16 protein-coding genes are annotated in these 19,397 nt (G+C 33.9%); 10 read left to right on the forward strand and 6 right to left on the reverse strand.

The window, feature by feature from the left end; all coding sequences use genetic code 11:
• Positions 1 to 6 precede the first annotated feature (6 nt).
• Positions 7 to 1,893 (forward strand): M1 family metallopeptidase, encoded by a 1,887-nt coding sequence (locus tag M0M57_RS06305; protein WP_248436340.1) that lies wholly within the window; start codon positions 7 to 9, stop codon positions 1,891 to 1,893.
• A 56-nt stretch (positions 1,894 to 1,949) separates the two neighbouring features.
• On the opposite strand, the gene M0M57_RS06310 is transcribed toward M0M57_RS06305, so the two are convergent.
• The 4 genes from M0M57_RS06310 to M0M57_RS06325 form a co-directional block, all read right to left on the reverse strand.
• Positions 1,950 to 2,498, reverse strand: coding sequence for a nuclease-related domain-containing protein (locus M0M57_RS06310; RefSeq protein WP_248436341.1), 549 nt, complete (start codon positions 2,496 to 2,498; stop codon positions 1,950 to 1,952).
• Between the two features lie 202 nt (positions 2,499 to 2,700).
• Complete coding sequence (locus tag M0M57_RS06315; RefSeq protein WP_248436342.1) at positions 2,701 to 2,970, reverse strand: hypothetical protein; 270 nt, start codon at positions 2,968 to 2,970, stop codon at positions 2,701 to 2,703.
• A 265-nt stretch (positions 2,971 to 3,235) separates the two neighbouring features.
• Complete coding sequence (locus M0M57_RS06320) at positions 3,236 to 4,357, reverse strand: restriction endonuclease (protein WP_248436343.1); 1,122 nt, start codon at positions 4,355 to 4,357, stop codon at positions 3,236 to 3,238.
• 782 nt (positions 4,358 to 5,139) lie between these two features.
• Positions 5,140 to 5,973 (reverse strand): hypothetical protein, encoded by an 834-nt coding sequence (locus M0M57_RS06325; protein WP_248436344.1) that lies wholly within the window; start codon positions 5,971 to 5,973, stop codon positions 5,140 to 5,142.
• Between the two features lie 186 nt (positions 5,974 to 6,159).
• Between M0M57_RS06325 and rnpA the strand changes: the two genes are divergently transcribed.
• The 3 genes from rnpA (at position 6,160) to M0M57_RS06340 (ending at position 9,138) form a co-directional block, all read left to right on the forward strand.
• Positions 6,160 to 6,537: a ribonuclease P protein component gene (gene rnpA / locus M0M57_RS06330; protein ID WP_248436345.1), complete on the forward strand. Its 378-nt coding sequence runs from the start codon at positions 6,160 to 6,162 to the stop codon at positions 6,535 to 6,537.
• 142 nt (positions 6,538 to 6,679) lie between these two features.
• Positions 6,680 to 8,317 (forward strand): S41 family peptidase, encoded by a 1,638-nt coding sequence (locus M0M57_RS06335; RefSeq protein ID WP_248436346.1) that lies wholly within the window; start codon positions 6,680 to 6,682, stop codon positions 8,315 to 8,317.
• Entirely contained in the window at positions 8,314 to 9,138 is an 825-nt protein-coding gene (locus M0M57_RS06340) for an OmpA family protein (protein WP_248436347.1), read from the forward strand. The genes M0M57_RS06335 and M0M57_RS06340 overlap by 4 nt, the downstream gene beginning before the upstream one ends.
• A 25-nt stretch (positions 9,139 to 9,163) precedes the next feature.
• On the opposite strand, the gene M0M57_RS06345 is transcribed toward M0M57_RS06340, so the two are convergent.
• Together M0M57_RS06345 and M0M57_RS06350 are read right to left on the reverse strand one after the other, a co-directional pair.
• Positions 9,164 to 9,463 (reverse strand): type II toxin-antitoxin system RelE/ParE family toxin, encoded by a 300-nt coding sequence (locus M0M57_RS06345; RefSeq protein WP_248436348.1) that lies wholly within the window; start codon positions 9,461 to 9,463, stop codon positions 9,164 to 9,166.
• Positions 9,453 to 9,680: a DUF2683 family protein gene (locus tag M0M57_RS06350; RefSeq protein WP_248436349.1), complete on the reverse strand. Its 228-nt coding sequence runs from the start codon at positions 9,678 to 9,680 to the stop codon at positions 9,453 to 9,455. The genes M0M57_RS06345 and M0M57_RS06350 overlap by 11 nt, the downstream gene beginning before the upstream one ends.
• A 515-nt stretch (positions 9,681 to 10,195) precedes the next feature.
• On the opposite strand from M0M57_RS06350, the gene M0M57_RS06355 reads away from it, so the two are divergent.
• The 6 genes from M0M57_RS06355 to M0M57_RS06380 all read left to right on the forward strand — a co-directional run bounded on the left by M0M57_RS06355 (position 10,196) and on the right by M0M57_RS06380 (position 19,209).
• On the forward strand, positions 10,196 to 10,459 hold the full coding sequence (locus M0M57_RS06355; RefSeq protein ID WP_248436350.1) for a hypothetical protein: 264 nt from the start codon (positions 10,196 to 10,198) through the stop codon (positions 10,457 to 10,459).
• Positions 10,426 to 11,820 carry a T9SS type A sorting domain-containing protein gene (locus tag M0M57_RS06360; protein WP_248436351.1) on the forward strand — a complete coding sequence of 465 codons (1,395 nt, stop codon included), beginning with the start codon at positions 10,426 to 10,428 and terminating at the stop codon, positions 11,818 to 11,820. The genes M0M57_RS06355 and M0M57_RS06360 overlap by 34 nt, the downstream gene beginning before the upstream one ends.
• 13 nt (positions 11,821 to 11,833) lie before the next feature.
• A complete protein-coding gene (locus M0M57_RS06365) occupies positions 11,834 to 15,172 on the forward strand; it encodes a hypothetical protein (protein WP_248436352.1) in 3,339 nt (1,112 codons plus the stop codon).
• An 11-nt stretch (positions 15,173 to 15,183) separates the two neighbouring features.
• Complete coding sequence (locus tag M0M57_RS06370; RefSeq protein ID WP_248436353.1) at positions 15,184 to 16,686, forward strand: DUF6443 domain-containing protein; 1,503 nt, start codon at positions 15,184 to 15,186, stop codon at positions 16,684 to 16,686.
• A 92-nt stretch (positions 16,687 to 16,778) separates the two neighbouring features.
• A complete protein-coding gene (locus M0M57_RS06375) occupies positions 16,779 to 18,725 on the forward strand; it encodes an RHS repeat domain-containing protein (protein ID WP_248436354.1) in 1,947 nt (648 codons plus the stop codon).
• Positions 18,679 to 19,209: a hypothetical protein gene (locus M0M57_RS06380; RefSeq protein WP_248436355.1), complete on the forward strand. Its 531-nt coding sequence runs from the start codon at positions 18,679 to 18,681 to the stop codon at positions 19,207 to 19,209. Before M0M57_RS06375 ends, M0M57_RS06380 begins: the two co-directional genes overlap by 47 nt.
• The last annotated feature ends 188 nt before the right edge of the window (positions 19,210 to 19,397 follow it).

The raw sequence follows: 19,397 nt of genomic DNA on the forward strand, positions 1-19,397 counted from the left end.
ATTTTTATGAGAAAGGCTACCGTGCTTCTTTTTATTGTTTTTTCTAATTTTCTTTCCGCTCAAAACAATCCAAATCCAGGCTATTGGCAACAACAAGCCGATTATAAAATGGATTTCTTTATGGATGTGAAAACCTTTCAATACAAAGGAACTCAGGAATTAGAATACACCAACAATTCACCCGACACGCTTCGCAAAGTGTTTTATCATTTGTATTTTAATGCGTTTCAACCGGGAAGCGAAATGGATATTCGACTAAAAACGATTACCGATCCCGATAAACGAATGGTGAAAAGTTTTAAAGTAGGCGACAAAGAAGTCAAAGAAAGTAGAATTTCCACCTTAAAACCTGATCAAATTGGGTATTTAAAAATCAATAATTTTAAACAAGACGGACAAGTTGCTGCGACAAAAGTAGTGGGAACCATTTTGGAAGTTACGTTAGTAAAACCAATTCTCCCTAAATCAAAATCGACATTCACATTGGATTTTGACGGACAAGTACCGGAGCAAGTGCGTCGTTCAGGAAGAAACAGTGCGGAAGGAGTCGCTCTTTCAATGACGCAATGGTATCCGAAAATCTGTGAATTTGATTTTGAAGGATGGCACGCCGACCCTTACATTGGCAGAGAATTTCACGGTGTTTGGGGAAATTATGACGTAAAAATTTCGATTGATAAAAATTATACCATTGGTGCTTCGGGCTATTTGCAAAACAAAAACGAAATCGGTCACGGCTACCAAGACGAAGGTCTAGAAGTCAAACATCCTAAAAAAACCAAAAACCTAACCTGGCATTTTGTAGCTCCGATGGTGCACGATTTTGCTTGGGGTGCGGATGACGACTACATTCACGATAAAATCATCGGAGAAAACGGTGTCGAGCTCCATTTTTTCTATAAAAATGATAAAGAAATCCTTGAAAATTGGAAGACTTTACAACCTAAAACAGCGGAATTATTAAGCTTCTTCAATAAAACAATTGGCGTTTACCCCTATAAACAATATTCAGTTATTCAAGGTGGCGATGGTGGTATGGAATATGCGATGTGTACCCTCATCACCGGAAAACGCTCGTTGGGCAGTTTGGTGGGTGTTACTGCTCACGAATTGGCTCACACTTGGTTTCAACACGTGTTGGCAACCAACGAAAGTAAGCACGAATGGATGGACGAAGGGTTTACTTCCTTCATTTCCGATTTGGCAATGTCCGAAATAATGCCTCCTAAAAACAAAAAAGAAGACGACAACCCATTTCAAAGTGCTTACAACAACTATTTCTACATGGTGAGCACTGGTCGTGAGCAACCGCAATCTACGCATGCCGATCGGTATGATGAAAATATGGTATACGGCATTTCTTCGTACAGCAAAGGAACAGTTTTCTTGACCCAATTGGCTTATGTAATTGGGATGGATAACATGTTTAAAACCTTAAAACGGTTTTACCACGATTATCAGTTTACGCATCCAACGCCAAACGATTTTAAACGTACTGCCGAACGTATTTCGGGAGCAGTTTTAGATTGGTATTTGGTGGATTGGACACAAACGACCAACACAATAGATTATAGCATTAAAAACATAGATGACAGCGGTAAACTAACCCTCGAACGCATCGGAAGAATGCCAATGCCGCTAGATATTTTGGTAGCTTATGAAGACGGTACCGTAGAAAGTTTTTACATCCCAAACCCGTTAATGCGATGGGAAAAAGAAAACCCGTATCCACAAGTAAAACGAACGGTTGTAAAAGGCTGGGATTGGGCATATCCAACGTATGAATTGCCACTTTCACAGGAAAAATCAAAAATTAAATCGGTGGTGATTGACCCGAGTGGTTTAATGGCCGATGTGAATCAAGAGAATAATATTTATCCGAAAGGAAATTAGAAGGAAATCCGGACTTAGGTTCGGATTTTTTTTTGTATGCTGCGAGGTCGAGTTTATTATCCGAAATTCCGTTTTATATTTTGAATGTGCTTTGCTTTAATTTCCTGACTTTCTCCGTTTAGCACCGCTGAATTAAAAAGATTTACTATTTCTCTTTTGTTAACGTAGGTGGCTGGTTCATTTCGTTCTAAGATTTCTTTTACTACTTTAATTGCCCTATGTGATTTTACCAAGAATGTACTATCTGGGACGTAATCTAGGTTTCTGAAACTACAGTTTCCAAAAAAAACAATTATCGAGTAGAAAGGAACATTTTGAAATTGGGGTAATTGCTTTTTTAAATCTTGAATATGTTTTTTGTTTTGAAAGATTGGATTGTAAAAGCGATATTTATGTTTACCATAAGCTAATACTTGTGTCCAATAGGTTTGATTTGCAAATCCGAAAATCCAACCATTATATTTCTTTACTTCGAAAACTAATATCCCAACTTTTGTGGCAACTACCAAGTCAATCTGAGAATAATTTCCACTTTGTTTTTTTAAATATAAATCATGAAAGATGGTTTGGTGTGGAATCCCAGATTTCAAAAGATATAAAACCATTAACCTTTCTGTTCGTGTGCCTCGGTGAGATTTCGTGACAGTATTCAACAACTTTCTGTCTTGTATATTTTGATATATAAAAGCAACTAAGACGAGGGTAAAAATAACCGATAAAAGTATAATACTTGTATCCATAACTTTAAATATCTGTGACCATCGCTGAGCTTCGTGTTAGTAAAGAAGAGTTTGGAGAGCTTAGGAATTATACTCTTTTCAGTCTTCTTATTTCTGCTATTAATTTTGGTATATCTTGTTTTGCGTTTGCAATAAAAATCAAATCTTCCTTCATTCCATTTGTCAAATAAAGGTCTTCTCCTCTTTCAGGATTTTGATATTCGTTTGAATTTTCAACGCCTGTCATTATAAAATCAGAACCGCTAGTATGCGTTATTCCTTCAATCATAGCAATCCAAGGACCTTTAGTCCCAGAAACACATCTGGTTTCTATTTCTTGTAATTCTTTATCAGTCATCTTTTTCTTATAAAAACAAAACACGAAATTATCGTTAAAATCAAAATCCCAATTGTTCCATAGATAATTAAATTCAACCACATAAAAACATCATGATAACCCGGGGCAAAAATATTTAATAAACGCTCAGAATAGAAAAACAACACCGCTGTTAATACTAAAAACAGTAGAATATGGAGTAAGATGATTTTTCTTTTGGTCATTTAGGTAATTGCTCTTTTATTCATTAAAAATTTTGTTTGTAGGTTCGAGCTTGACACTCACACTAGCAGGATGATACGGTGTCAATAACATGGTCAGAAATAATTACTTTGTCTGCAATTAATTCTTCTACCAACATTACTTCAAAAGTTTCTACTTTTTCAATATATTCAGGAATTACATGAATTTCAATTTTTCCATTTGTATTGAAATCACGAGCAAGTAATTCCCATTCAACTGTTATTATATTTATTTCATGTTTTGGAAGTATAGAAACATCAAAAATTCTATAATCTTTCTGAATTAATGGTTCATTTTTGAGAGGATAATATGTTAGTGATTTTTTATCATCTGAAACATAAACTTTTCTCAAATTTAAAGGGGTTGACGTCGAATGAATACTTTCGAATTCATCGAAAATATGCCTTATACCATCAATAAATTTTAATTTAAATTTCCAATCTTCAATCACTTTTTTACCGGAGTTTTCAAGGTTGATTTCAAAATCGCACCAAGATTTATTTACTTTACTTGGGAAATGAATTTTTCTTATTAAATCCCAATGCGAAATTGGAGTAAAGGATTTTTTTTCTAATTTACTAAGGATAAATTCATGTTGGCTTTTTTTAGTTAAAATGTATTTAGTTATATTTTTTTCGAAGATAGGTTTAAGTGTTAATTCTTTTTGAAAATCATTAAACGATATTGTGAAATCAAATTTATCTTTTTGCCCTATACCACTTAAGTACCAATTATATACATCATTATATTCTTCAAGCAAATCGACAATATCTTCCCAACAAAAAAGATGTATTTCCATACCATTTTTTCGACTCTCAAAATCTTTTATTCTGACATATTCTTCAATTTTAGCATCTTTATTAGCTGTTGTTGCAATAATGTAAGTTTCCAATTTAGGTTTAAAATTTTTTGCATTGTCAATCTCTTTGTCAATTTCTGCTTTCGTTAATTTGGCGTTTGTATAGTCATCTTTCCCTTTACATTGTATTCCCCAATAATTATTTTTGTTTTTGGGGATTCCATAAACATCTACTCCTGCTTGTTCTTGACCTAATCTTCCATTCTTTTTTATAGAGCTGGAAATATCCCATACTTCACCCCATAGTTTTTTACAGAGTAATTCAAAATCTTGCCAGTTTTCGGGTTTCCCTACTGTTTTTTTCATACTAAATGTGTGCAAATGGTGAATAGTCTTTCAAATATTTTGTTACAAATATTTACCGCTATTTATAATTATATCCTTGATTGAATTATTTTTAATTCCCCACCAAATTACAAAAAAAATTAACACTTTAACAATTCCAAACCAAATTCCCCCAATCCACCCATCCAAAACCCCATTTCCCTACCCAAAAACCACTTTTTATACGTTGGTCAACTACTTTTTTGGCGTTTCAAACTACTTTTATCACGTCTTAAACTACTTTTTATAGGTTGTCAAACTGGTTTTACCACGTTAGGTAACGTATTAAAAGGGGTTCTAAACTACTTTTACCACGTTGGGTAACGTATTAAAAGTGGTTCCGAACGTATTAAAATACGTCTACCAACGTGGTAAAAGGGGTTGTTGGACGTATTAAAATACGTTAGTAGACGTGGTAAAATGGGTTCGGAACGTATTAAAATACGTTAGGGGACGTGGTAAAAGTAGTTCAGAACGTGGTAAAATACGGTAGGGGACGTATTTTAATACGGTAGGAGACGTGGTAAAATACGTTGGGGGACGTGGTAGAATACGTCCAAGGACGTGGTAAAATACGTTAGGCAACGTGGTAAAAGTGGTTCGGAACGTATTATAATACGGTACAGAACGTGATAAAATACGTCTGGGGACGTGGTAGAATACGTCTATGGACGTGGTAAAATACGTTCTGCGACGTATTACTTTATTTTTAATCGACCTGAAAAAAGGTGAGAAATGGTTGCAAATAATGATTTAGCAAAAAATTAGTTGATCATTTTCTCCAATTCCTTATAAATTTCCAACGAAACTCCTTTTAAAACACGAGCTTCTAAGGCTTTGTTGAATCGGTAAAACTCGTAATCCTTTTTTATGCTTCCTTTTGTTTCATTTGTAGTGACAAAGTTCTTTTCATAAAAAATTTTATTGTTTTCCACATAAAATGAATTTATATACGAGACCTCTTCATCAATCGGACTTTTTTCTCTGGTTAAAATTCGAATTAAGTTGTTGTTATTTTTATAGAAAATAAAGGTAATTTCTGTTTTGCTTTGTTTAAAATTTGCTACCGCATAGTGCCTATTTTCAGAATGTGAATAACTAATAGCAATAGAATCAATAGGAAAATTGGGTTTTTCTGTAAACTCTCCTAAATCTTCCTTCATTCTATCTACTTTTTCATCAATTTTCAGGACTTTAAATTCAGCACTTCGTTGGTAGTGTGTTTTTACTCCTTCTTGCACTTCTATTTTGGTTATTTGATCAAACGGAACGTGGTTCATCAACCCTAAAATTCTCGATTTTTCTCCTTTCAACGTGTCGTTTTCTATAAAAACTGTATCAAAAAAGAAGGCATTTTTTTTACCGTTCTTTTGCGTAACCTGCATTTCTATAGTTGGAGAATTGGGCAGCGTGGTTGCATTTCCCTTACTATCATATACCACCAAATTGTCAAGATCATAGGCTTGATAAATTGTTTTTTGATGCTGATTTTCAACTTTCGAAAGTTGTTTTTTAAAATTTTCCGGCGGAATGGTATAGGTTTTACATGAATTCAAAACTGTAAGTAGCAATGCAAAAAGAATGGCTTTTACTTTCATATTAATTTGATTCTAAACGGTTCGGGTTCACTTGCACAAAGTTATATTTTATTCTGTTGAGGAACATGAAACAAGTAAAATATAATAAAAGTGTTAAATTACCAGTTATAAATAATTCAAAATAGCTCAAAACTTAACTTTTCAATCCAATTCTCCACACTCAAAACCTTTTCGTACTTTTGCCGCATGACCTTCACCTATCCCAAACACGAAAAACTTAAAAGCCAAAAGCAGATTGATTTACTGTTTTCGGATGGGAAATCGGTTTCCAAGTATCCGTTGCGGTTGGTTTTTGCTCCGGTGGAATTGGAGAACGAAGAGAAAATTAAGTTCGGGGTTTCGGTTTCAAAGAAATATTTTAAAAAAGCAGTCGATCGAAATTACTACAAACGGTTGCTGCGTGAATGTTATCGGTTAAACAAAAAAATCTTATTGGAAAACATCGATAAACCCTATGCCATTATGTTTTTTTACCAAAGCAAAGAAGCAATGACTTTTGAAGAAATGAATCAAAAAACGATTCAACTTTTCGAAAAGTTTATTAAGGAGATCAAATCGGTCTGATTTTTGAGTTACAAAACTGCATTTGATACTTTATCGAACGGGTTTAACGTTATATCAACAGTTTATTACAATTTTATTCTTAATTTAGATGCCACTTTGTTTCTATTTATTAAGTCAATCAAAAAATATAATACCTTTTTTCATGTTTAAAAAATTCAAAAAACGCTATATCATTCCCGTAATTTTAAGTGGATTTTTACTTGTTGGAAGTAGTTTCAGAGAAGATTTTTTTGAAATCGCCAAGCAAATTGAAATCTTCACTAATTTGTTTAAAACCGTGAATATGAACTATGTTGACGAAACAAATCCGGGTGAAATGATGGACAAAGCAATCAAAAGTATGTTGGCCGATTTAGATCCGTACACCAATTATTTTAATGAAGGTGATGTGGTGAAATTTAAAATCAACAACACAGGCGAATACACCGGAATTGGTGCGATGATTACTCGAAAAGACGGTAAAATCATCATTAAAGAACCGTATAAAGGTTATCCTGCCGACAAAGCTGGATTGAAAGCCGGCGATGAGATTTTTCAAATTGGCGATGTCAATCTAAAAGACTACAAAGAAGATGCTTCTGCCTTGATGCGAGGTGCCAAAAACACTAAAGTTGATGTGAAGTTCATCCGTCAAGGAAAAACACAAAATGCTACGATTGTGTTAGACGAAGTGGAAGTGAAAGCCGTTCCGTTTTATGGAAAAGTAGATGAAAAAACCGGTTATATCGTGCTTTCGCAATTCAACCGAAAAGCATCGTTTGAAACCCAAGCTGCTTTGTTGGATTTAAAAACACAAGGAGCCGAACGAATCATTTTAGACTTACGCGGAAATCCGGGTGGATTGCTGAACGAAGCCGTGAATATTTGCAACCTATTTGTGCCAAAAGGCGAAGTGATTGTAACCACCAAATCAAAAATTGACAAACACAATCAATCCTATAAAACCACTCGTGAACCCATCGATTTAGATATTCCGGTAGTGGTTTTGGTAGATGGAAAAAGTGCTTCTGCCAGCGAAATTGTGGCGGGTGCTTTGCAAGATTTAGACCGTGCCATTGTGGTGGGAAGTCGTAGTTTTGGAAAAGGTTTAGTGCAACGTCCGTTGGATTTAACGTATGGAACACAAGTAAAAGTGACGATTTCTCGTTATTACACACCTTCCGGCAGATGTATTCAGGCGTTGGATTATTCCAAAAAAGACGTTAACGGAAAAGCCATCAAAACCGATTCCAAAAATTTTAATGCTTTTAAAACCAAAAAAGGAAGAACGGTGTATGATGGCGGAGGTATTCAGCCGGATGTGGAATTGGAAGAAACAAAATTGAGTTCGATAGCCGAAGCTCTTCAACGAAATGATGCTGTTTTTAATTTTGCTACGGTTTATTTTTATAAAAATCCGAATTTAGGGACAAAAATTCCAAGCATTTCCGATGCCGATTTTAATGACTTTAAAGCGTTTTTAAAGAAAGAAAACTTCTCGTTTGACACAGAAACAGAAAAGCAATTAAAAAAGACATTAGAAGCTGCTCAAGTTGAAAAAATAGACGAAAACATCAAAACCGAGTACCAAAATTTGATGACTGCTTTGCGAAAAAGTGAAGATATTCAGCTGAACAAAAATCAATCGGAAATTAAAGAATTGTTGTTAGACGAATTAATCAAACGCTATCAATACAAAGAAGGACTTTATCAATATTATATTCAAAATAATTCTGAAGTTAAAAAAGCGACTTCTATTTTGGCAAATGCTTCCGAATACAATAAAATTCTTATAAAATGATAAAAAAGTGGGTTTCGGGCATTTTATTACTGATGAGTTTTGGACTTTTTGCTCAAGAAGAAATTGTTCAATCAATCTATTTTCAAACCAATAAATCGGATGTTGAAGCAAAATATGCAACCGAATTACTCAATTTTATTCAAAAAACAGACAGTACAAGAGTAGAAAGCATCGAAATTTTTGGCTACTGTGATGATGTTGGAAAAGATGATTATAACCGAAAATTATCTACCGAAAGGGCCAATAAAGTAAAAGCGGAAATCACCAAAAGCGGCATCAAAAGCAAAATTATTGTGACAATTGAAGGAAAAGGTCGCATTTTGATTGACGATGATATTGAAGAAAATCTTCCTGAAATCCGTTCCAAAAACCGTCGGGTGGACGTGGTATTAAATATGAAACCGCAACCCGAAGAAGATCTAAAAATTCCCGGTGTCTATGCAATGTTTGACAAAGAAAATATTGTGGGCGACCGCATCATGCTTTCTGACATGATTTTTGAAAGAGGAAGCAGCAAACTCACCCTAAAAAGTAAAAATCAATTAGACAAAATGGCTCGCATGTTGTTGAAAAACAAAAACATCAACATCGAAATTCAAGGTCATGTGTGTTGCACGCCGCCCAACCACAAAGAAGCCATAGACAAAGGAACCAAAAAAAGAAAACTGTCGCACAACCGTGCGGAAGCGGTTTACAAATACCTCATCTTAAAGAAAGTACCCAAAGCCAGAATGACTTTTAAAGGCTACGGAAACACAAAACCGTTGGGCAAAAGTCCGGAATTGGATAGACGGGTGGAGTTGGTGATTACGAAGGTGTAGGGTTGTTTTTAAAATCTAAAAGATATCACAGCTTTTCTATTTTATCAGGGTTTTGATGCGTATTAAAAACTGCATTCAGAAAAACTGTTTTTGTGGGCTCATCTACAATAAAAAAAGCGATGAAAGGAAACTTTTTAAATGGTAAGTACCTGTAATTACTGTCGTGAAATTGATAGAAAGGATTTTTCTGAAGGGCTTTATATACTTTTTGATAATCATCAAGAAATGCAAGAGCTACTTTTTTGCTGGCTTGTTCGATATAATATTCTAAGGCACTATCAATATTTTTCAACGCAATGGGAGAAACAATGATCTTATAAGCCATACTTGTTTTTTAAATCACCATAAACTGTTTCTGCATCGGTGTAGTGTTTTTTATCTAAACCAACTTGGTCATCCAATTGCTTTTGTTGCTCACCAGTTAGGGAAAATGGTTTGTCTTTAGAAATCTCAAACTTAATTTTCAAGGCTTTCATAAATGCTTTTACAGCTTCTATTTGTGCGTCATCTTGTGGATGAATGGTTATATTAAGTGGTGTCATTTCTAATTTAATTTAGTTATTACAAATATAAGAAAAAAATCAGTGTTGTTGTATTTGAACAACATACCTACTTTTTTTTTTTAAACAAACTGATAGTTTGAACTATCCCCTCTTCATTTCAAGATGTGGAATATCATCTTCCAAACAAAAAGTACTTTTTATTACAAAAATTATTCTACTTTTTTAATATCAAAAGCCCCCTGTTTTTAGTGAGACAAAAAAAATCACTAGAAGTGGGTATCGTTTAGTGTTTATTTTTATTCTAAAATTGTAATGTGTTGAGAGTTAGTAAGAAATTTTGCAAAAAGAAAATATTCTCATAATACGCAGTATGCTCCCTTTTGTAAATTTACTTTCTTAAACTTTAACAATTTTTACAGATTTTCTGTAAAATGTATCTAAACACGTTCTATAATTTGCCGTAAATTCCAAATAGAAAATAAAAATTACGGAAAGTCCGTAAAGTAATATTTTTTGAAGAGTTTTAATTTGCCATTTATTCACCATTAAATTCATTGTATGAAAAAATCACACTACACTTTTGCCTTATCCCACTACTATTTTTTCTGTTTGGAATTAATTGCCTTGCTCAGGATATACTTTGGGAAAAATCCATTGGCGGCAAACACGCCGATTATTTATTTGATGCTGTTCCTACGGCTGATTATGGATTTATTTTAGCAGGCAGTTCCTTGTCGGGGAAAACCGGAAAAAAAACCGATGCCAATCAAGGTGACTTGGATTATTGGCTCTGGAAAATGGACGAACATGCGATTTAGAATGGCAAAAAAGTTTTGGAGGAACAGGTTCAGACTTACTTCAAAGCATTGCTTTAACAAATGATGGTGGATTTATTCTTGCTGGGATTTCCAATTCTCCAAAGGGAGGAGACAAAAAAGATGTGTCTTTTGGAGCAGATGATCTTTGGATAATAAAGTTAGACGCCAAAGGAAACGAACTATGGCAAAGAACAATTGGAGGAAAAGGACAGGAACAACTGCATAGTATTAAAAAAACTATAGATGGTGGTTATATTCTAGGGGCTACATCAAGCTCAAATAGTCTAGAAGATGAATCACAAGTCCAAAAACAATTTACAAAAAATCAAAATAGTTTTGGAAATTTAGACTATTGGATCGTTAAACTCGATTCAAAAGGAGAAATCGAATGGCAAAGTAGTTTTGGAGGAAGATTCGCAGATGTTGTTCGAAACATTGAACAGACTAAAGACGGTGGATATATTGTGGGAGGTTATTCTAATTCGCCTGAATCAGGCAATAAAACAGAAAAAAATTACGGGTTAGGTGATTATTGGGTTATTAAACTCGATAACAAAGGTCAACAAGAATGGCAGAAAGTGTATGGAGGAGAAGAGGATGATCAACTACATGCTATACATCAAACTTATGACGGCAACTTTATTTTGGGAGGAAGTTCCAATTCAGGAACCAGCGGAAATAAAAACACTGCCAATAGTAAAGGAATGGACATCTGGCTGATAAAAATAGATGAAACAGGTGAAATACTCTGGCAGAAAGCCTATAACATCGGAAAATCTGACTACCTGACTTCTCTAATAGAAAATGATGATCATTCGATGCTTTTAGGATGTCATGCTCGTAGTGAAGTTTATGGCACAAAGAAAAAAGATAAAGAAGACATCAATGATTATATAGCCATTAAGATTGATGAGCATGGTGAAGAAATTTGGCGTAAATCAATTGGAAGCGGAGGAAAAGATGTTTTGAAAAAAGCGATAGAGATTAGAGATGGAGGTTATTTAATGGCAGGTACTAGTACAGGGAAAGCATCAGGGGATAAGAAATCTTCTATTGGAAAAAATGACTTTTGGATTGTGAAACTCAAAGACAAAGATAAACGTAAAGAAGACAAGGTTGCTATTGAAGCCTTTCCTAATCCAACGGCTCAGTACACCAATGTTATTATTGGCTATGAATATGAAAAAGGAACTTGTTCGGTCTTTGATTTAGGGGGCAGACAACTGCAAAGTTTTGACATAACTAAAGAACGCACCATTCCCGTGGATTTGGGTGGATTACCAGAGGGGATTTATGTGATTGAGGTTAGAACAAATGTGCAGAAAGATGGGGTGAAGGTGATTAAAGGAATAAAAAATTAATACTACGAAAAAAATGAGAAAAATATATATTATCTGCTACACATTACTACTCAGTAATATTGCTATCGGTCAAGAAGGTATGCCTACTATAGTTCCTCCTTCACCTGAAGCAGCATCCGTTTTTAAATTTACTGAAGTTCCGGTTTCTTTATATAGTGGTCTAGCCAATATGAATATTCCTTTGTTTGAGATTGAATCAGACGGAGTAAAAATACCTATAAATATTAGTTATCATTCAAGAGGAATTAAAGTAGCTGAAGTAGCTTCCAGAGTTGGACTTGGATGGAGCCTTAATTATGGTGGGATGGTCTCAAAGCAAATGAGAGGTTATTATGATGGCTATAGTTATTGTCAAATGAATAATTATAATGACTTGTTTTCTAACGTTAATATGAGGTGGAATATATTTGATTTTCAAGGTCACAGTCCTGAAAATGACAGAAAATGCGATTTAATACCAGATCAGTATTTTTTTGATTTCTTGGGAGTTAACGGTAAATTTATTTTTGATTATAATGATGGTGAAATCTTAATGCAAAAATTTAGTAATATAAAAATTATTAGGACAGACTTTGGATCAAACGATGGATTTAAAATAATTGATGGTAGTGGTAATACATTCTACTTTGGTGAAAATAATATGACAGACACAGATTATTCAACAATAAATTTTGTAGCTAAAGAATCTGGCGATTATACTCCTAATTCTGAATCATCCGATCCATTAGTAATAAATACATGGCATTTGACTAAAATAAAAACCCAACTAGGTAAAGAAATATCATTTATTTATGAAAACGAACAAAGTTTCTTTCATAGAAGATCATATGACAAATTTGATCATGAAAATGAACCAAGTGAGTATAAATCATATTTTTCAAATGTAATAAGTAATCAAAAGAGAATTAAAGAAATTCATTTTGAAAAAGGAAAGTTAGAATTCAATTATTTTGAAACTGATCGGGAAGACATATTTGGAAGTAATGCTCTAAAAGAGATAACAATGTATGATATGTATAATAAAGTAGTTAAGAAAGTCAAATTAACATATGATTATACTTTGGCTCAAGACGATGGAAATACTAATTTTTATCTTAATGGGATGGATGAACGAGCTAAAAAAAGACTTTTCTTAAAATCGTTAGAAATACAAAATGATGAAAATAGTATGGTTTTGCCTTATCAATTTGAATATGACGAACAATTATTACCTAGCAGACATTCTAATTCAATTGATTATTGGGGATATTTTAATGGTAGAACCAATGGTCAATTTTTAAAAGATTATTTAGGTCATTCAAATTCAAGTAGAGCAGTTGACACGTTAAAATCAGAAGCAGGTTTGCTAAAGAAAATTATCAAGCCCGAGGGAGGTAGCATTCATTTTCATTACGAACATAATAAAGTTTTAAATACTTTTCCTAATACTATTGTTTATGACGGTACTAACCCAATAGCAGAAAAACACATGTTGTTAACACCGTTAAGTCACGCCGATTATGACAGTATCAGAGGTCAATTAGTTTATTCGCCATCTGAAAATATTTATAGAAAAGCATTTTCGATATCTGAAGGACTAGTGGGCCAGCTTAAATACAGGACATATATGACTGGGGATGAAAATTGTAATAGTGTAAACTACAATAATTGTGATTTTATTGTAACAATTCGCAGACTAAGTGATGATTCTTTTGTAGTGCCCCTACCTGTTACCCCTAATAGTCAATACGTAAACACACTCGTTCCTCCCGGAGATTATGTATTATCAGTCAAACCAAAAAATATAAATCATGATCCTACCAGTACAACATCAGAACATTTTAACGTTGATTTAGATTGGATTGAAGAAGTTGAACGTAATTTAATTTATACATCAGGAAAAAGAATTAAGAAAATTGAGTATCGTGATGATTTAAATAATGTAGAGTTTTTTAAAACATACAAATACTTAAATCCTGAAACAGGGATAACCAGTGGTTATCTGCTAGGACTTGCTAGTTTTTATTCTCGGAATTCTAGTTCATGGAGTGAAGGATTACATGTCGTTAATCCAATGGGTAATGTTCCTGGTGAACCATTTTCAACTTATCAAGGCAATACACTAGGCTATGAATGGGTTACCGAGTATTTTGGAGAGGGAGAAAATACTATTGGCAAAACAGTTCATCAATATACTATACCTTTAGATACAGGATTGTATTATTACTTTCCTTATCATCCACCCACAGATAATGAATGGTTAAGAGGCAAAGAACTGAGTATTAAAACTTTTAAGAAAAACTTAAATGGTTCATATAACCTAGTAAGGAAAATTGAAAATGAATATTTATATGGGGATGAAATAGACTCTATGGAAAGTTCTAACCCATCCGTATTTATGCCAATTCCGGTAACTAAGCACATAAGTGAGGATTTGGATATTTCATTAGCACAATATCTGAAAAATTCGAAAAATTTTAGATTACCAATTTTTACAACAACTGGTCACGATACTATTCTAGGTCATCCGCAACGAGTTGGTTACAAAACGTATCATTTCACTGGTGGTACCGTAGATCTTTGGAAAACCAAAACCACCGAATATTATGATAATGGAGAAGAATTGGTTACAAGAACTGATTATAATTACAGATACGACAATCATTACAGTCCATCAATCATTACGCAATCTACCAGCGATGGTATTTTAAATAGTACAAAATACTTTTACGCTAAGGATCCTGAAATGAATTCAAAACCGTTTCGATTAGAGCTTGAAAATAAAAACATACTAGACGTTCCTCTAGTAACTCAAAGTTTTAAAGGAGGTGACAAGTTATCTGAACAAGAAACTGAATTTAATAACTGGACAATAAACACAACAAGCTTCGTAGCTCCTAAATTTATTCATTCAGCCAAAGGTGAACAGAATACAGAAGTTAAAGTTATATTTAACGAAATGGATGAAAAAGGCAATACGTTAGAAGTACAACAAGAAAATGGAATAAAAATTTGCTATATCTATGCGTATAATCAAGCATTACCCGTAGCTAAAATCGAAAACATTAGTTATAATCAGATTCCTCCAAATGCTATAGAAGCTATCCATAATTCTACCGACGTTCCTTCGGTTTATGATGAAAGCCTTGTTTTGACTGCATTAAATAATTTAAGAGTTTCTCTTGCTGCTTTTGCAGATTGTATGATTACAACCCTCACTTACAAACCGTTAGTCGGTGTCAGTACAATAACTGATCCCAAAGAACAAACAACCACCTATGAATATGATAGCTTTGGTCGTTTGAAATTTGTCATAGACCATCAGGGAAACATTCTTTCTGAAAATGAATACCATTACAGAACCCAAAACTAAACAGACAAGCCATGAAAAAACTATATATATTATTTTTAGTCCTTCCTGTTTTGTTATTTGCACAGGAACAAAATTACATCAAAAACACAACGTATAAAAAACCTTCCACAGAGGAACAAATTGATGTTGATAATCCAGCTGATGTAGCCGTTACAATTCAATACTTCGACGGACTCGGCAGACCCATTCAACAAGTTGCTCATAAACAATCCAACACCGGAAAAGACATCATTGTGCATATTGGTTACGATGAATTTGGGAGACAAACCAAAGAATACCTGCCTTATGTGCGTTCGAGTGCTTTGGTAAATTTTGACCCTAATGGAGAGGCAAATACAATGAGTTTTTATGCCACCCCTAACGTTTCACTATCAGGCAACCCTTTTCTTGAAACAACAGGCAATCCGTATAGCGAAAAAGTACTGGAAGCCTCCCCACTTTCCAGAGTATTTGAACAAGCAGCACCGGGCGACCCATGGGAAAAAACCAATGGCAAAACCATTAAATTCGATTATCAAACCAATAAACATGAAGAAGTAATTTATTTTAAAGCAGTAACCGAATGGTCTGCAACCGAAGGTCTATATACTATCGCACTTGTTAAAGATGGACATTATACAGAAAATCAATTGTATAAAACCATTACCAAAGATGAGAATTGGAAACAAGCTTCCGGTTTAAACAACACCACCGAAGAATTTAAAAACAAACAAGGTCAAGTAGTTTTAAAGCGAACTTATAACAATGACGATCCACACGACACCTATTATGTATATGATATTTACGGCAATTTAACCTATGTAATTCCGCCATTAGTTGATACAACATCAACCATTGATGAAACGATTCTTAACGGTTTGTGTTACCAATACAAATATGATTCCCGAAATCGGTTAGTAGCAAAAAAAATACCGGGCAAGTTATGGGAATTTATCCTTTACGACAAACTCGATCGTGTGGTAGGTGTTGGACCCACTGCACCACCATTTAGTGACCGAACTGATAATGGTTGGTCAATCACTAAATACGACAAATTTAACCGACCCATTTTAGCCGGATGGATAAGTTCGGACTCAATAACAAATACAAAACGTAAAAATTTACAATTAGGAATTAATGGACAAACAGTGTTTAGCGAAAGTAAAACTGAAAACACCCCGGATGTAACGATAATGGGTGTCACCTACCGATACAGCAATACTGCATGGCCAACCTCGGGCTATCATGTGTTGAATGTAACTTATTATGATGATTACAACTACCCAAACCCACCAACCATTCCTGCGGAAGTTGAAGAACAAGAAGTATATTACAACAATTCCCGAAAACCGATCGGACTGGTTACTGGATCATGGACACGTTTACTTAGAACTGCCGGCTCCTATCGAAACGAAACCAGTTATACACTCTATGACAAAAATCAAGACCAATTAGGGTTTTTAACCGAAACGGAGAACGTGGAGATGGTGGCTGTACACAAATTGATACTAAATATGACTTTGCCGGAAAAGTAGAACGAACTGTTACTCTTCACAAACGTATCAGTAGTGAGTCGCCCGGTGTAACAACAAGGGATTTTTACACCTATTCCGATCAAGACAAATTGGTGAAACACATTCAACAAATTAATAACGGCACACCTCAACTAATAGCACATAACAGTTATGATGAATTGGGTAATCTTATGGTTAAAAGAATAGGCGGAACCGATGTATCTGCCGCCACCCCTCTACAAAAAATAGATTATAAATACAATATCCGAGGATGGTTGTTGAGCATAAACGACGGAGCAAATCTTCAACAAGTAACAGACCCAATGGATTTATTTGCCTTTAAAATCAACTACAACACAGTAGAAAATGATGTAAACGGAAGCATAAAACCTCTTTACAACGGCAATATTGCCGAAACCTTCTGGAAAACAGCTAATGATAATCATTTAAGAAGCTACAGCTATAACTATGACGATTTAAACCGGTTAAACGAAGCCCTTTTCCATAAAAACGATGTTCTCGTACATGCATATAATGAAAAAATAACCGAGTATGACAAAAACGGAAACATCAAGGGTTTGCAAAGAAACAGTAGTTTAGAAGATGAATTAGACACCATAGAGATAGACGATTTAACTTATGAATACCGAGAAAACACAAATCAATTAATCAAACTAACCGACGATTCTACCCCAACAAACAACGGTGGATTTGTTGATGGAGCAAATTTAGCTATTGAATATGAGTATGATGATTTTGGTAATATGACTAAAGATCATAACAAAGGAATTACTGAGATAGTATATAATCATTTAAATCTACCTACTAAAATTACATTTGCAAATTCAGGACAAATTGTTTATGTTTACAATGCCTTAGGTGTAAAAACAGAAAAAATTGTCACCCAAGGAAGTACGGAAACCACCACCAAATATATGGCAGGAGGTTATCAATACGAAAACAACGTTCTTAAATTTTTTCCACATGCTGAAGGATATGTAATTAAAGAAGGAACCAGTACATATAAACACGTTTTCAACTATACGGATCATTTAGGCAACATTCGCTTAAAGTATTGTGATTTAAACTTAAACGGCACTATTGAATCTAATGAGATTTTAGAAGAAAATCATTATTATCCGTTTGGGATGAAACACGAGCGGTATAATGAGGATAGTTCTGCTTTGGCGAATAAGTATAAGTATAATGGGAAGGAGTGGCAAGACGAGTTGGGGCTTAACATGTATGATTATCATGCCCGAAATTATGACCCTGCAATTGGAAGATGGATGAATATTGACCCGTTGGCAGAAAACTCAAGACGTTGGACACCTTATAACTATGCGTATAATAATCCAATTTATTTCATTGACCCAGATGGAATGCAGGCAGGAGCAGCAAAAGGACTAAACTATAATTGGAAAACAGGTAGGCTTAGTTATGGAACGGATATCGATAATGCTGGTTATGAAGATGATGGTAATGGTGGTGAGAATGATTCTGGAGGGGAAAAGGGAAAAAAAAGCAAAAGTCCAAGTAGTATCATTGGTGGGTCCTTTGGGTCATGGTCCAAAAGTGATAAAGAATGGTTTAAAAATAATCCCAACGAGGCAATTGTAATTAAAGCGGCAGCTGCGAAAGCAGGAGCGAAAGAACTTTTTTCAAATGGTACAACTCAAAATAATGGCGGTTATGGAGATGCACTTCGACATACCTACTGGATGTATTTAATTACTAAAGAATTAGGTCCAGAAATTGCTAGACAGTTTGGTATTCACCATGAAAATCAATTATTTAGAAACTCAGAAGGGATACAAGTAAATAATTTGGATTCACCATGGGGAAGGATGGATTTACACAATAATGAATGGGGTATTAATTTCGCCTTAAAAAACCTTAGTCTTGATTTTGAAAAAAGTTTTCAGTATTACTTTGATAATGCGGTAATGAATAATGAAATAATAATATTGAATCAAAATACAATTCCAAATATCACTAAAAAAAGAGAAAATTATGAAAAAGCAAAACAATGGGCACTCAGATATGGTCCTAGGGAGTAAAATAAATTTTTTTTTAGGATTTCTTTTGTTAATTATAGTAATAGTACTTGTATTCAAATTTAGTAATGGAAATAATTTAAAGGACTCTTGCTTAAATGAACAATATATACCTATTGAAAGCTTGTCCGTAGGTGCAGAATTCGATTTTAAGAAGGTCTTTAATTGCAAACCTTGGGATTATATAATTGTTATTGATAAAGTAAATTTGATAAATAGAATTAATATTTTTTTTAAAACAGGTAAAATCTTGCCCAATTATGAATATGAAGAGTATCCAGATCATACCTACTTCTTGTTTTTTTTTGATAATGGATCTATAATTTCTAAACCCATTCATTTTGGTTCTCCTAATTTTATTTTTGTTGAAGGTTTTAATTCAAACTTTATGAAAATTGAAAAAGAGAATTCAATATTTATTAATACTCCTTATAAAACAACAGATTTCGATTTGTTTACTTTTGAGTCAAAAAATAAAACCGAATAGGGTAATGTGGTAATGTTCCAAAGTTAGTGATGAACAAAAACTCGCAATTTAACCATTTGTAAATCAATATTTAAATAAAATTTAAAACCAAAAGGCAAGCGTAATAGTTTGCCTTTTTTACATTTGAAAACCGCTTAAAACGAATGTAATGAAGAAAAGTTACACCACGTGTTTCAGAATTAGTGATG

It is taken from the genome of Flavobacterium azooxidireducens (genome assembly GCF_023195775.1).
Lineage (GTDB): Bacteria > Bacteroidota > Bacteroidia > Flavobacteriales > Flavobacteriaceae > Flavobacterium > Flavobacterium azooxidireducens.